12 protein-coding genes and 1 pseudogene are annotated in these 14,711 nt (G+C 73.3%); 11 read left to right on the forward strand and 2 right to left on the reverse strand.

Annotated features, from left to right (window positions below; all coding sequences use genetic code 11):
* Positions 1-73: 73 nt before the first annotated feature.
* The gene (locus HB370_RS22455; protein ID WP_030781870.1) at positions 74-898 is read left to right on the forward strand and encodes a Fic family protein; all 825 of its coding nucleotides are present in this window, start codon (positions 74-76) and stop codon (positions 896-898) included.
* 332 nt (positions 899-1,230) lie between these two features.
* On the opposite strand, the gene HB370_RS22460 is transcribed toward HB370_RS22455, so the two are convergent.
* Positions 1,231-2,061, reverse strand: a complete 831-nt coding sequence (locus HB370_RS22460) for an HAD-IB family hydrolase (protein WP_030781867.1) — start codon at positions 2,059-2,061, stop codon at positions 1,231-1,233.
* 592 nt (positions 2,062-2,653) lie between these two features.
* Between HB370_RS22460 and ssd the strand changes: the two genes are divergently transcribed.
* The 7 genes and pseudogenes from ssd to HB370_RS22495 form a co-directional block, all read left to right on the forward strand.
* Positions 2,654-3,760, forward strand: a complete 1,107-nt coding sequence (gene ssd, locus HB370_RS22465) for a septum site-determining protein Ssd (protein WP_030781865.1) — start codon at positions 2,654-2,656, stop codon at positions 3,758-3,760.
* Positions 3,757-4,944, forward strand: coding sequence for a TadA family conjugal transfer-associated ATPase (locus tag HB370_RS22470; RefSeq protein WP_030781860.1), 1,188 nt, complete (start codon positions 3,757-3,759; stop codon positions 4,942-4,944). Before ssd ends, HB370_RS22470 begins: the two co-directional genes overlap by 4 nt.
* Positions 4,945-5,079: 135 nt before the next feature.
* Complete coding sequence (locus HB370_RS22475; protein ID WP_244405608.1) at positions 5,080-5,973, forward strand: type II secretion system F family protein; 894 nt, start codon at positions 5,080-5,082, stop codon at positions 5,971-5,973.
* 94 nt (positions 5,974-6,067) lie between these two features.
* Positions 6,068-6,856: a type II secretion system F family protein gene (locus HB370_RS22480; protein ID WP_244405610.1), complete on the forward strand. Its 789-nt coding sequence runs from the start codon at positions 6,068-6,070 to the stop codon at positions 6,854-6,856.
* A 96-nt stretch (positions 6,857-6,952) separates the two neighbouring features.
* Positions 6,953-7,153, forward strand: a complete 201-nt coding sequence (locus HB370_RS22485) for a DUF4244 domain-containing protein (protein ID WP_244405612.1) — start codon at positions 6,953-6,955, stop codon at positions 7,151-7,153.
* A 34-nt stretch (positions 7,154-7,187) separates the two neighbouring features.
* Entirely contained in the window at positions 7,188-7,526 is a 339-nt protein-coding gene (locus HB370_RS22490) for a TadE family type IV pilus minor pilin (RefSeq protein WP_030781847.1), read from the forward strand.
* Between the two features lie 161 nt (positions 7,527-7,687).
* Positions 7,688-8,062, forward strand: a pseudogene (locus HB370_RS22495) (Rv3654c family TadE-like protein); the annotation flags it as partial.
* A gap of 366 nt (positions 8,063-8,428) precedes the next feature.
* Here HB370_RS22495 and HB370_RS22500 read toward each other — a convergent pair.
* Positions 8,429-10,906, reverse strand: coding sequence for a DEAD/DEAH box helicase (locus HB370_RS22500; RefSeq protein WP_078637501.1), 2,478 nt, complete (start codon positions 10,904-10,906; stop codon positions 8,429-8,431).
* Positions 10,907-10,987: 81 nt separating this feature from the next.
* Between HB370_RS22500 and bldG the strand changes: the two genes are divergently transcribed.
* The 3 genes from bldG (at position 10,988) to HB370_RS22515 (ending at position 14,682) form a co-directional block, all read left to right on the forward strand.
* Positions 10,988-11,329, forward strand: coding sequence for an anti-sigma factor antagonist BldG (gene bldG, locus HB370_RS22505; RefSeq protein ID WP_030781841.1), 342 nt, complete (start codon positions 10,988-10,990; stop codon positions 11,327-11,329).
* 218 nt (positions 11,330-11,547) lie between these two features.
* A complete protein-coding gene (locus HB370_RS22510; RefSeq protein ID WP_030781839.1) occupies positions 11,548-11,982 on the forward strand; it encodes an ATP-binding protein in 435 nt (144 codons plus the stop codon).
* 297 nt (positions 11,983-12,279) lie between these two features.
* The gene (locus tag HB370_RS22515; RefSeq protein ID WP_030781834.1) at positions 12,280-14,682 is read left to right on the forward strand and encodes a sodium-translocating pyrophosphatase; all 2,403 of its coding nucleotides are present in this window, start codon (positions 12,280-12,282) and stop codon (positions 14,680-14,682) included.
* The last annotated feature ends 29 nt before the right edge of the window (positions 14,683-14,711 follow it).

Genomic DNA, 14,711 nt, shown 5'->3' on the forward strand with positions numbered 1-14,711 from the left:
GTAGGTGTCACGCTGACGTGAAGAAGACCACTCCTTCGTGGGGCGGGCCGCCAGGGTGCGTACTGTCGTACCCATGAGTACGACAGGCGCGACCGCCGACCCGCTCTCCGCCTTGGGCTCGCTGCCCGGTGTGGCCGAATCCGTGGAGTCCGTACGCAAGGCCGTGGACCGGGTCTACGGCCACCGTGTCATGCGGCGCCGCAGCAACGAGATCACCTCCGAGGCCGCCCTGCGCGGCGCCCGTGGCTCGGCGGCGCTGTCCGGGGCGGACTGGGCCCTCGAGGAGGTCCGGCGGCGCAGCGACTTCGGCGTCGACGCCGAGGCCCGTGTGATGGGCGCGGCCCTGCGGCTCACCGCCGAGGCGGGGCAGCTGCTGTCCATCTGGCGCCAGTCGCCGCTGCGGGTGCTGGCCCGGCTGCACCTGGTGGCCGCGGCGGACGGCGCCGAGCAGGTGGGCAGGCCGCGTCAGGCCGGCGAGCCGGTGGACGAGCCGTTGATCGAACTGCCGCTGCCCGACGCCGGGGAGGTCTCCGGCCGGCTGGAGGGACTGGCGGACCTGATCATCGCCGGCACCTCGGCCCCGGCCCTGGTGACGGCCGCCGTCGTGCACGGCGAACTGCTGGCGCTGCGCCCCTTCGTGTCGCACAACGGCCTGGTCGCGCGCGCGGCCGAGCGGATCGTGCTGATCGGCAGCGGTCTGGACCCGAAGGCCGTCTGCCCGGCCGAGGTCGGCCACGCCGAACTGGGCCGCGCCTCCTATCTGGCCGCCCTGGAGGGCTATGTCTCCGGCACGCCCGAGGGCATGGCGGCGTGGATCGCCCACTGCGGACGGGCGGTCGAGCTGGGCGTGCGCGAGTCGACGGCGGTCTGCGAGGCGCTCCAGCGCGGCGCGGCCTGAGCGAAGAACCGGGACGAAGAGATGCGGCGGTACGAATTCTCGTACCGCCGCTGGCATGCTCACCGGGTTACCAAGCGTCCTCGATATGTCGCCCATCAGGTCGGGGTGCTTTGCCCGTCCTGGTGCGGCTGGCCCGTAATCGACGGGTCGACGTCGCGTGGGTGCCCGGTGTTCATGCGAGGTCCGTGGGCCAAGTGCGTAGACAGGGAATCCTCCCGGATGTCCTTTTGGTCTCGCGGGCCTACGTTCTTTGTACCGCGAGCCGGGAGGAAGCGGAACCCCTGCCCGCACTTCTTTACTTTCACCTTCAAACAGGGTGAAAGGGGCGTGGTTCAGGCCGTGGCACGGCGCCGGCTGGCGTACCAGACGAGCCCGGCGGTCGCCGCCGCCGCGCCTATGGCCGCCGCCGCGACCAGCGCGGGGCGGGGCGGTACCGAGAACGCCGGCAGCCGCTTCTTGAGCGGGACCGGGCGGCGGAACTCCAGGACCGGCCAGCCGTGCGCGAGGGCCTCGCGGCGCAGCGCGCGGTCCGGGTTCACGGCGTGCGGGTGCCCGACGGTGCGCAGCATCGGCAGGTCGGTCGCCGAGTCGCTGTAGGCGTAGCAGCGGTCGAGGTCGTAGCCCTCGGACGCGGCCAGCTCCCGGATGGCCTCGGCCTTGGTCGGGCCGTAGGCGTAGTACTCCACCTCTCCGGTGAAGCAGCCGTCCTCGCCCACGACCATGCGGGTCGCGACCACCCGGTCCGCCCCCAGCAGTTCGCCGATCGGCTCGACCACCTCCGCGCCCGAGGTGGACACGATCACCACGTCCCGGCCGGCCGCGTGGTGCTCCTCGATGAGGGAGGCGGCCTCGTCGTAGATGATCGGGTCGATCAGGTCGTGCAGGGTCTCGGCCACGATCTCCCGTACCTGCTGGACGTTCCAGCCGCGGCACAGCGCGGAGAGATACTCGCGCATCCGCTCCATCTGGTCGTGGTCCAGACCGCCGGCCAGGAAGACGAACTGGGCATATGCGGTACGCAAGGCGGCCCTGCGGTTGATCAGGCCGCCTTGGTAGAAGGACTTGCTGAAGGTGAGCGTGCTCGACTTCGCAATGACCGTCTTGTCCAGGTCAAAGAAGGCCGCGGCGCGGGGCAAGGAGTGGTTTTCCACACCCTTGAGCATAGGGGCCCACCATTCGGCGTAAGGTGGGGCGCGTGGGTTTGCCTGAGAGGGCTCTCGGGTACACCATGGAAGTCACGGATCGTTCGCGACCGTGCTAACCCGGTCCGACTCCTCCCCCCCCGAGTCGGCCGTGGGGACGACCCCCGCTCTCCCCCCCGGCGGGGGTCGTCGCATGTCCGGGCGGGTTTTCTCGCTCTTCCCCGTTCTTCACGCGGTCGTACGGCCGGCGTCACGCCGCCGTTGCCGCGCCTTCGGCATGCCCGTGATCGGTTACCGAGGGTAATCATCGGACTGCTCTGTGGAAGTCGCCCACTGATCGGTGCAGGGGTCACCGGTATGGGTGACGAAGTTATTCACAGGGTCTGGGTTGTCCACAGTTTTCCACCAAGATCCACATTATTTCGCGGCTCGCGCCACCGTGTTTCCAGCGCGCTCCGGCCGCGGCGAGTTCTTGGCCGGTTCCGATTGCCCGCAGCGCGTATGGCCGGTTTCCGCCGGCCGTTCACAGGGGGCCGCTCGCCGGTTCTTCACACCTTTGGGAATCGCGTGGCCGAGGAAGCCATGCGGCCCGCACAGCGAAGGGGGAACACCCGTGACCGGAACCGTCACCCACGACCCGCCACCCGGCCCCGCGGACCGGCCCGGACGGCCGCTCATCATCACCGAGGACGCCGTCCTCCTGGACGATCTGCTGCGCCTGTGCGCGGCGGCGGGCGCCACCCCGGAGGTCCGCCACGACGTGCCGGATTCCGGCGACGGCTGGACGGCGGCCCCGCTCGTGCTCGTCGGCGACGACGCCGCCCGCCGGGTGAGCGGGGCCGCGCGCCGGCCCGGCGTGGTGCTGGTCGGCCGCGACCAGGACGACTCCGACGTGTGGAAACGCGCCGTCCTGATCGGCGCCGACCACGTCCTGATGCTCCCCGACGGCGAGGCCTGGCTGGTCGACCGCATCGCCGACGTCGCCGAGGGCACCGGCCGTCCGGCCCTCACCGTCGGGGTCATCGGCGGCCGGGGCGGCGCCGGGGCGTCCACACTCGCGTGCGCGCTCGCCGTCACCTCCGCGCGCGAGGGACTGCGCACCCTCCTGGTCGACGCCGATCCGCTCGGCGGCGGACTCGACGTGCTCCTCGGCGGCGAGAGCGCCGACGGGCTGCGCTGGCCCGCCTTCGCCGCCTCCCGCGGCCGGGTCGGCGGCGGCGCCCTGGAGGAGTCCCTGCCCGAACTGCACTCCCTGCGCGTGCTCAGCTGGGACCGCGGGGACTGCGTCGCCGTGCCCCCGCCCGCGGTGCGGGCGGTGCTGGCGGCCGCCCGGCGGCGCGGCGGCACGGTCGTGGTCGACCTGCCCCGCCGTCTCGACGACGGGGTGGCCGAAGCCCTCGCCCAACTGGACCTGGTCCTGCTCGTCGTCCCGGCCGAACTGCGGGCGGTCGCCGCGGCCGGCCGGGTCGCGTCCGCCGTCGGCATGGTCGTCCGCGATCTCCGCGTGGCGGTCCGCGGACCCTACGCACCCGGGCTGGACGACCACGAGGTGGCCCGGCTGCTCGGCCTGCCACTGGCCGGTCAACTGCCCGTCGAACCGGTGTTGCTCCGCCCGCAGGCGAGCGCCAAGGCCCCCGGCGCGACCGGGCGCGGCCCGCTCGCCCGGTTCTGCGCGCACTTCTGGGAGCGCGTGCTGGTCGAGTCGGGAGGCACCCGATGAGCCTGCCCGGACTCGACCGGGCCGACGGCGCGGCCCTGCTCGACGGTGTCCGCCGCTGGCTCGCCGAGAGCGGCGCCGAACCCACTCCCGCGCGCGTGGCCCAGGCGCTGCGCGAACAGGGCCGGGTGCTCGGTGACGCCGAGGTGCTCGGCACGGCCGAACGCCTGCGGTCCGAACTCGTGGGCAGCGGCCCCCTGGAGCCACTGCTCGCCGACCCGGACGTCACCGACGTGCTGGTCTCCGCCCCCGACCGGGTGTGGGTGGACCGCGGTGGCGGCCTGGAGCTGACCGCGGTCACCTTCCCCGACGCGGCGGCCGTACGGCGTCTCGCGCAGCGCCTGGCCGCGGTGGCCGGACGCCGGCTGGACGACGCCCGGCCCTGGGCGGACGCCCGGCTGCCCGACGGCACCCGGCTGCACGCGGTACTGCCCCCGGTCGCCGTCGGCTGCACCTGCCTCGCCCTGCGCGTCGTGCGGCCCCGGGCGTTCACCGTCGGGGAACTCGTCGCGGCGGGCACGGTGCCGCCCGGCGGCGACCGGATCCTGGAAGCCCTGATCGAGGCCCGGCTCTCGTTCCTCGTCAGCGGCGGCACCGGCTGCGGCAAGACCACCCTGCTCAGCGCCCTGCTGGGGCTGGTCGGACCGGGCGAGCGGATCGTGCTCGCCGAGGACTCGGCCGAGCTGAGGCCGGACCACCCGCACGTGGTCCGGCTGGAGACCCGGCCCGCCAACCAGGAGGGGGCCGGCCTGGTCACCCTCGAGGACCTCGTACGGCAGGCGCTGCGGATGCGGCCGGACCGGCTGGTCGTCGGCGAGGTGCGCGGCGCCGAGGTCGTGCATCTGCTCGCGGCCCTCAACACCGGTCACGGCGGCTGCTGCACGGTCCACGCCAACGCCGCCGCCGACGTACCGGCCCGGCTGGAGGCGCTGGCCACGGCCGCCGGGCTGGACCGGGCCGCGCTGCACAGCCAGCTGGCGGCCGCCCTCTCGGTGGTGGTGCACCTCGTGCGGGACCGGTCCGGGCGGCGCCGGATCGACGAGGTCCACGTCCTGGAGCGGGACTCCACCGGGCTGGTGCGGACGGTACCGGCCCTGCGCTGGGGCGAGCGGGCGTTCGTCCGGGAGCGGGGGTGGGGGCGGTTCCGGGAACTGCTGGGGCCTTATGCGGAGGCCGGGGGCGAGTGAGGAGCGGTGGAGGAGGGCTGGGGCGAACGAGGTCCCGCGCGGTGAGGGCTGAGCACGGACGCCGTCCGGGAGGGACGTGCTCCGAGGTCGGGCGGGGTCCGTCGGGTGGTCGTGCCGGAAGCGAGGGGAGAGGCGATGGAAGTGATCGGCCGGATGGTGATGGAAGTGATCGGTGAGGTGTCGACGGGGGCCGCGGTGCTCTGCCTCGGCGCGCTGGCCTGGCTGCTGGGCGGCCGGCACTACGGGGTCCGGCGGGCCCGGCTGCTGCTGGCCGGCGGCCCGGTGGTGGCGACCGGACCGCCCGCCTGGCCGCAGGCCCTCCTGGACCCGCGGCGATGGCGCGGCCGGTGGGGTGCCGAGTGGGCGGCCCTCGGCGCCGGGCTGGTGATCGCCCTGTGGGGCGCCTCGGTGATCCCGGTCGTCGTGGGGGCGGCCGGAGTGCCGGTGCTGCGCCGGGTGCGGCTGGCCCGGCAGGCCCGGGACGCCCGGGAACGGCGGGCCGACGCGGTGATCGCCCTGTGCGGGGTGCTCGCCGGGGAGGTCCGGGCCGGACGGCAGCCGGGAGCGGCGCTGTCGCGGGCCGCGCGGGAATCCGCCGGGCTCGGTGACGCCCAGGCCGCGGTGGTGGCGGCGGCGCGGTTCGGCGGAGACGTGCCGGGCGCGCTCGCCGCGGCGGCCCGGCAGCCGGGTGCCGAGGGACTGCTCGGACTGGCCGCGTGCTGGCGGGTGGCCGTGGACCAGGGCGCCGGACTCGCCGCGGGCCTGGACCGGCTGGACGGTGCCCTGCGCGCCGAGCGGGACGGCCGGGCCGACCTGCGCGCCCAGTTGGCGGGCGCCCGGGCCACCGCGGTGCTGCTCGCCGTGCTGCCCGTCCTCGGGTTGCTGCTCGGCACGGCCATGGGCGCGGACCCCCTGCGCGTACTGCTGCACACCGGGGCGGGCCTGGGCTGCCTGACGGCCGGGGCGGTGTTCGAGGCGGCCGGGATGTGGTGGGCGACGCGGATCGTGCGAGGGGCGGAGGCGGTGTGAGAGCGGTTCGGCGGGCTGCGGGAAAGCGGCCGGTCCGCGAGGCCGGACGGGCCGGGCGGCCCGGGATGCGTGGGATGCGAAAGGGGTGGGCCGGGTGAGCGGGGACGTTGTCCACAGGCTGGGGATGGCCGGGGCCGCCGTGCTGGTGCTCGGCTGGGGTGCCCGGCGGCTGGAACTGGCGCGTCGGCGGCACCGGGCGCGGCGCCGGGTGGCCGGGTTGCTGGGGCGCGAAGTGCCGTCGGGACGGGTGGGTGCGGTGCCGTTCGCGATGCCGCGCGGCGTACGGCGGTCGCTGGCACCGGCCGGTGCGGCGTGCGGGGCGTGGGTGCTGGTCGGCGGGGCCGCCGGAGTGGTGCTGGGGCTGGGCGTCGGTGTCGCGCTCTGGCGGTGGCGGGACCGGCAGGCGGCGGCCGGGCGGTCCGAGGCGGTCGACACCGCCGGGGCCGCGCGCCGGCTCCCGCTCGCGGCCGACCGGCTGGCCGCCTGCATCGCCGCAGGCGCCGCCCCGGCGATCGCCGCCCAGGCCGTGGGAGAGGCTCTCGGCGGGCCCGTCGGGCAGGCGTTGGCGCGCGGCGCCGCGGAGGTCCGGCTCGGCGGCACACCGGCGGACGCCTGGCGGGGCCTCGCCCTGCTGCCCGGCGCCGGTGCCCTGGCGCGACTGCTGGAACGGGCCGACGACTCCGGGCTCGCCGCGGCCGGTCCGGTCGCCCGTCTCGCGTCGGACGCGCGCGCGGAGTGGGCCCGTACCGCGACGGCCCGGGCACGGCGGGCGGCCGTCCTCGTCTCCGCGCCGGTCGGACTGTGCTTCCTGCCCGCGTTCGTCGCGGTCGGGGTGGTGCCCGTCGTGGTCGGTCTGGCGGGCGGGGTGACGGGAGGGAGGTGAGAGCGAGGCGGACGAGAACGGACGAGAAGAAAGCCGTCAGGCAAGCACGGAGAACGACTACAGACCGGAAAGACCGCAAACCTTATGGGGGTTGAGATGTTCGGAAAGATCAGGAAAGCGGTGGCGAGGCTGCGCGTGACGTGCCGGCAGGACACCGGAATGGTGACCTCCGAGTACGCCATGGGAATCATCGCGGCCGTCGGGTTCGCGGTGCTGCTCTACCAGGTCGTGACCAGCGGCCAGGTCCAGGCGGAACTCCAGGCCATCGTGAAGAAGGCCCTCAGTGCCCGGATGTGAGGAAGGAGGGGAGCGGGGCGGGGACCACGGGTTCGTGACCGTGGAGGCGGCCATGGCGCTGTCCGTGCTGGTGGCGTTCACGATGGCGCTGGTCTCGGGGCTGCTCATGGTGGCGGCGCGGATCGAGTGCGTGGACGCGGCCCGCGCGGGCGCTCGGGCCGCCGCCCGGCAGGACCCGCCCGACGCGGTGGTGCGGGTGACGCGGGAAACCGCTCCGCGAGGAGCGCGGGTGACCGTCGCGCACGAGGGCGACCGGGTCCGGGTCACGGTGGTGGCCCGGCCCCCGCTCCTGAGCGGACTGCCCATCGAACTGCGCGAGGAGGCGGTGGCACTCGCCGAGGACACCGTGCGCACGGGGGAGGCGGACCGGTGAAGCGCGAGTACGAGCCGCCCGGCGGACAGCGGCCCGCCGACGGCGTACGGCAATACACGAGGGCGCCCGGGGGTGGGCGCGGCCGGCTGGGCCGGTGGATCTGCGTGGAGGCGGGGCGGGCGGTGTCTCGGTGGCCGTGCTTCGGCCGGGGGCGTCGTGCGCTGGTGCCGGGCCGCGTGCGCGCGGGTGTGGCGCGGCGGTGGGGGGCCGACCGGGGGTCGGCCACCGTATGGAGCCTCGGGGCGATGGCCTTGCTGTGCGCGGTGTTCGGCGCGGTGCTCTTCTACGGGCAGGCCGTCGCCGTGCGGCACCGTGCGGCCGGCGGCGCGGACCTGGCGGCGCTCGCGGCGGCGGACCACTGGGCCGAGGGCGGCACGGCGGCCTGCGCCCGCGCCGGGCGGCTGGCGGCGGACCAGGGGGTACGGCTGGTGCGGTGCGCGATCGTGGGCGACACCTCGGATGTGACGGCGGCCGTGGGGAGAGGGCCGTTCGCGGCCGAGGTCAGGTCGAGAGCGGGCCCGCCGGGGCCTGTGCCGCAAGGCATCCCGGACGGGTTCCGGGCCGTACCGCCTCCGGCACCGGCCCCGCTGGGACCGGTGTCGCCCGGGAGCCCGGACGGCATCCGGAGCGTACCGCCCGCTGATCCCGGACCACCGGGGCGCGTGGCGCCTGGTATCCCGGCCGTGTTGCCCGCCGAATCTGGAGCGCCGGGGCGCGTGCCGCCTGGTACCCCGGACGGCCCCCGGGCCGTGCCGCCTGCCGAATCGGGAGCATCGGGGCCTGTGCCGCCCGGGATTCCGGACGGACTCCAGGCCGTACCGCCCGCCGAACCGAGAGCGCGCCCGGACCCGCCCAGCCCCCGTGCCCCCAGCCCCTGACCAGCCAGCCCCCGTTCCTATCACCTAACCAGCGTCTGCCCCCTCCGCCGGCTTCTCCGCCGCTCCCCGCAGCAGCACCGTGAGGAGCCGTACCGCGCCCCTCTTGTGCAGCGGGTCGTTGCCGTTGCCGCACTTGGGGGACTGGATGCAGGACGGGCAGCCGGCCTCGCACTCGCAGGAGGCGATGGCCTCGCGGGTGGCGGACAGCCAGGTGCGGGCGGTGTGGAAGGCGCGCTCGGCGAAGCCCGCGCCGCCGGGGTGACCGTCGTAGACGAAGACCGTGGGCAGGAGGGTGTCGGGGTGCAGCGGCACGGACACCCCGCCGATGTCCCAGCGGTCGCAGGTCGCGAAGAGGGGCAGCATGCCGATGGAGGCGTGCTCGGCGGCGTGCAGGGAGCCGCCGAGGATCTCCGGGGTGATCCGGGCCTCGTCCAGCTGGTCCTCGGTGACCGTCCACCACACCGCGCGGGTGCGCAGCGTACGAGGAGGGAGGTCGAGTTTCGTCTCGCCCAGCACCTCGCCGGTGATGAGGCGCCGGCGCAGATAGGAGACCACCTGGTTGGTGACCTCCACCGAGCCGAAGCACAGGCGGCCGGAGCCCCACGGGATCTCGGTGTCCGTCTCCAGGATGGAGATCGACGTGGTGTCGCGGGCGACGGTCGAGTACGGCGGGTCGGCCTGCTCGACCAGGGCGACGGAGTCCTCCAGGTCCAGGGAGCGCACCAGGTAGGTGCGGCCCTGGTGCAGGTGGACGGCGCCCTCGTGGACCGTGGAGTGCGCGGCGCCCGCGTCGACCGTGCCGAGCAGCCGGCCCGTGCCGGACTCCACGATCTGCACCGGGCGCCCCCCGGCGCCGCGGATGTCGGTGAGGTCGGCGGCCCGCTCCCGGCGGGTCCAGTGCCAGGCCCGGGTGCGGCGGCGCAGCAGCTTCGCGGCCTCCAGCTGCGGCAGCACGTCCGCGCAGCCGGGACCGAAGAGCTCCAGGTCCTCCTCGGTCAGCGGCAGCTCCGCGGCGGCGGCGCACAGGTGCGGGGCGAGGACATAGGGGTTGTCGGGGTCGAGGACCGTCGATTCCACCGGTTGGTCGAACAGGGCCTCGGGGTGATGGACGAGGAAGGTGTCCAGCGGGTCGTCGCGGGCGACGAGGACCGCGAGGGCGCCCTGGCCGGAGCGGCCCGCGCGGCCCGCCTGCTGCCACAGGGACGCGCGCGTGCCCGGGTAGCCGGCGATCACCACCGCGTCCAGGCCGGAGACGTCCACGCCCAGCTCCAGGGCCGTCGTCGCGGCGAGGCCGAGGAGTTCGCCGGAGTGCAGCGCGCGTTCCAGGGCGCGGCGTTCTTCGGGGAGGTAGCCGCCGCGGTAGGCCGCGACACGCCGGACCAGGGAGCGGTCGACCTCGGCGAGCCGCTCCTGGGCGATGACCGAGATCAGCTCGGCGCCGCGCCGGGAGCGGACGAAGGCGACCGAGCGCACGCCCTGCACGGTCAGGTCGGTCAGCAGATCGGCGGTCTCGGCGGTGGCGGTACGCCGTACGGGGGCGCCCTTCTCGCCCTGCAACTCGGTGAGCGGGGGCTCCCAGAGGGCGAAGACCAGCTCCCCGCGCGGGGAGGCGTCGTCGGCGACCTCCACCACCGGCAGACCGGTCAGCCGGCGGGCGGAGGCCGCGGGCTCGGCGGAGGTCGCCGAGGCCAGCAGGAACACGGGGGAGGAGCCGTAGCGGGCGCACAGGCGGCGCAGCCGGCGCAGCACCTGGGCGACGTGCGAGCCGAACACGCCGCGGTAGGTGTGGCACTCGTCGATGACGACGTACCGGAGCGACTTCAGGAAGGAGGACCAGCGCGGGTGGGAGGGAAGTATCCCGCGGTGCAGCATGTCCGGGTTGGTGAGGACGTAGTTGGCGTACTGGCGGATCCACTCCCGTTCCTCGAACGGGGTGTCGCCGTCGTACACGGCCGGGCGTACCGAGGTGCCGAGAGGTTGTGAAAGTTCCTTCACCGACCGGCACTGGTCCGCCGCGAGCGCCTTGGTGGGCGCCAGGTACAGGGCGGTGGTGCCGCGTCCGTTCGGTGCCTCGGCCCCGTCCAGCAGGGTGGACAGGACGGGTACGAGATAGGCGAGGGACTTGCCGGAGGCGGTGCCGGTGGCGACGACCACCGAGTCGCCGTCCAGGGCGTGTTCGGCCGCCTGTGCCTGGTGTGCCCAGGGATGCTCGATTCCGCACGCCTGGACGGCCGCGATCACTTCGGGGCGAATCCGGTCAGGCCAGACGGCATGGCGACCCGCGCGCGGGGGCAAGTGCTCCGTATGAGTGATGCGCGCAGCCCGGCTCGGCCCGGAGGCGAGCCGGTCCAGGACCGCGCCCGGAGACGGTCGGGACGCCGGGACCGCCGGGGTTCGATCGGATCGGTGATTCTTGGCCATCGGCACCGAGTGTGTCACTGGTGTGACGGACAATGGAGTCAAGGCGTCGTGCACGCCTGCCGGTAAGTGATTGAATGCCATCGCGGCTGGCGAAGCGTCCCGGGGGCCGCAAGCCGAGGTGCCCGAGGGACAAACGCTCGATAGCAAGGTGCTGGAGGATCCGTGGACCTGTCCCTGTCGACCGAGACCGTCGGCGATCGTACGGTCGTCCGAGTCGGTGGCGAAATCGACGTGTATACCGCGCCCAAGCTGCGCGAGCAGCTGGTCGAGCTGGTGAATGACGGGAGTTTCCACCTCGTCGTCGACATGGAGGGCGTGGACTTCCTCGACTCCACCGGGCTCGGCGTGCTGGTCGGCGGTCTGAAGCGGGTGCGTGCCCATGAGGGCTCGCTGCGCCTGGTCTGCAACCAGGAGCGCATTCTCAAGATCTTCCGTATCACCGGCCTCACCAAGGTGTTCCCGATCCACACCACGGTCGAGGAAGCGGTGGCGGCCACCGACTGATCGGCCGCAGGCCGATCCCGGGACCGTTCGCCGGCGCCGGGCTCCTGCTGGGGCCCGGTCGTCGGCCGGTCCCGTCCTGGGCCGCGCCCGACGACGCGGATGACGCAGACCAGACGCTGCGGACAGGGCGGCCCGGGGTAGAGAAGGACACCAGGGGGTGCGGTCGCCCGGCGGCGGCCCCGTCCCCGACCGCACGCCCGTAGTCGCGAGGGGGATGCATGGCCACCGTCGAACTCCGCTTCAGCGCGCTGCCCGAACACGTCCGGACCGCCCGGCTGGTGGCGGCAGCGGTGGCACGCAGGGCGGGAGTGGACGAGGCCGTCCTGGACGAGGTGCGCCTGGCCGTGGGGGAGGCATGCTCCCGCGCGGTCGGACTGCACCAGAGCAGTGGTGTCACGGCACCGGTGAAGGTGGCGCTGATCGAAGAGGAGAAACAGTTCTCCATCGAGGTCGGCGACGAGGCGCCACACGCCGTCGCGGGCGGCGACACGCCCGGCACCGCGCAGGACGGCGAGACCGAGGTTGAGGAGGACGAGATGGGCCTGGCGGTCATCAGCGGCCTCGTCGACGACGTGGAGGTCACCACCGGACCGAACGGCGGACTGATCCGCATGACCTGGCCGACCACACCGCCGGTCACGACGCTCGTCTGACCGACGCCGTAGCCGCACCCGCGAGGGCCCTGCTCAGCAGGGCCCTCGTCGTATTTTCGGGGCGCCGGGGAATTCGTGAAGGAATTCACGATCAATAGCCCGATAATTTGATCAAGCGCCAATGCGGTCGTCAATGCCCTGAGGGCATTACTTCTTTCGGGTTCCATGTCGTTCTCTCGATCATTTGCTGAAGAGCGAGAGCAGGCCGAATCCGTTTACCGTCCCCTGTTTAGATCACCCCGCGGTACCTACAATCCGTCCACATCTTGAGCTCAGCCCAAGCGTCAAGGAGGACGAATGGCGGGGCTTTCTACCCCTCATCTGGGTCATCCCACTTCTCTCGCAGCAGCGGTTCTGACCGACGACAATCGGATCATCGTCGCCGTTATCGCGGCCGTCGCCCTGGCCGCGCTGGTGGTCGCGGGGATCCTGGTCCGGCAGGTACTCGCGGCGGGCGAGGGAACCGACAGCATGAAACGGATCGCCGAGGCGGTCCAGGAAGGTGCCAAGGCCTATCTCGCCCGGCAGCTGCGCACGCTCGGCGTATTCGCCGTCGTCGTGTTCTTCCTGCTCATGCTGCTGCCCGCGGACGACTGGAATCAGCGGGCCGGCCGCTCGGTGTTCTTCCTGATCGGAGCGGCGTTCTCGGCGGCCACCGGCTATATCGGCATGTGGCTCGCCGTGCGCAGCAACGTGCGGGTCGCCGCGGCGGCCCGGGAAGCGACTCCCGCGGAAGGCGAACCCCGAAAGGATCTCACCACCGTCTCGCACACCGCGATGAAGATCGCATTTCGCACCGGTGGCGTCGTCGGCATGTTCACGGTGGGGCTCGGCCTGCTGGGCGCCTCCTGCGTGGTGCTGGTGTACGCCGCCGACGCGCCGAAGGTGCTGGAGGGCTTCGGTCTCGGCGCCGCCCTGATCGCCATGTTCATGCGGGTGGGCGGCGGCATCTTCACCAAGGCCGCCGACGTCGGCGCCGACCTGGTCGGCAAGGTCGAGCAGGGCATTCCGGAGGACGACCCGCGCAATGCCGCGACCATCGCCGACAACGTGGGCGACAACGTCGGCGACTGCGCGGGCATGGCGGCCGACCTCTTCGAGTCGTACGCCGTGACCCTGGTGGCCGCGCTGATCCTCGGCAAGACCGCCTTCGGCGACTTCGGACTGGCCTTCCCGCTGCTGGTGCCCGCCATCGGTGTGATCACGGCGATGATCGGCATCTTCGCGGTCGCCCCGCGCCGTGCCGACCGCAGCGGCATGAGCGCGATCAACCGCGGCTTCTTCATCTCCGCGGTGATCTCGCTGGCGCTGGTCGCGGTGGCCGTCTACGTCTACCTGCCGGGAAGCTACGCCGGCCTGGACGGCGTCACCGACGCGGCGATCAAGGGCAAGGACGGCGACCCGCGCGTCCTCGCGCTGGTCGCGGTCGCCATCGGCATCCTGCTCGCCGCCGTCATCCAGCAGCTGACCGGCTACTTCACCGAGACCAACCGCCGCCCGGTGCGGGACATCGGCAAGACCTCCCTGACCGGGCCGGCCACCGTCGTCCTGTCCGGCATCTCGGTCGGTCTGGAATCGGCCGTGTACACCGCCCTGCTCATCGGGCTCGGTGTGTACGGCGCGTTCCTGCTCGGCGGTACCTCGATCATGCTGGCGCTGTTCGCGGTGGCCCTGGCCGGCACCGGCCTGCTCACCACGGTCGGTGTGATCGTCGCCATGGACACCTTCGGGCCGGTCTCCGACAACGCGCAGGGCATCGCCGAGATGTCCGGCGACGTCGAGGGCGCGGGCGCGCAGGTGCTCACCAACCTGGACGCGGTCGGCAACACCACCAAGGCCATCACCAAGGGCATCGCCATCGCCACCGCCGTCCTGGCCGCGGCGGCGCTGTTCGGGTCGTACCGCGACGCGATCACCACCAACGTGCAGGACGTCGGGGCCAAGCTGACCGGGCCGGGCTCGCCGCTGAGCCTGTCGCTGGACATCTCGCAGCCCAACAACCTGGTCGGACTGATCGCGGGCGCCGCGGTCGTCTTCCTGTTCTCCGGGCTGGCCATCAACGCCGTGTCGCGCTCGGCCGGCTCGGTGGTGTTCGAGGTGCGGCGGCAGTTCCGCGAGAAGCCCGGGATCATGGACTTCACCGAGAAGCCCGAGTACGGCAAGGTCGTCGACATCTGCACCAAGGACGCCCTGCGCGAGCTGGCCACGCCCGGTCTGCTCGCCGTCATGGCGCCGATCTTCATCGGGTTCACCCTCGGTGTCGGCGCGCTCGGCTCCTACCTCGCCGGTGCCATCGGCGCGGGCACGCTGATGGCGGTGTTCCTCGCCAATTCCGGCGGCGCCTGGGACAACGCCAAGAAGCTGGTGGAGGACGGCCACCACGGCGGGAAGGGCAGCGAGGCGCACGCGGCCACGGTGATCGGGGACACGGTCGGCGACCCCTTCAAGGACACCGCCGGACCCGCGATCAACCCGCTGCTGAAGGTCATGAATCTGGTCGCGCTGCTCATCGCGCCGGCCGTGATCAAGTTCTCCTACGGCGACGACAAGAACCTCGGCGTACGGATCGGTATCGCGGTCTTCGCGCTCCTGGTGATCGTTGTCGCCGTGTACGTCTCCAAGCGGCGCGGCATCGCCGTCGGTGACGAGGACAACGCCGAGCGGGTCACCAACTCGCCCGACGCGGCGGTGGTCTCCTAGCCCGGATCGGCAGGACCCGGGTGACGGAC

Origin of the sequence: Streptomyces sp. DSM 40868, from assembly GCF_011820545.1 — a bacterium.
GTDB classification, from domain to species: domain Bacteria; phylum Actinomycetota; class Actinomycetes; order Streptomycetales; family Streptomycetaceae; genus Streptomyces; species Streptomyces eurythermus.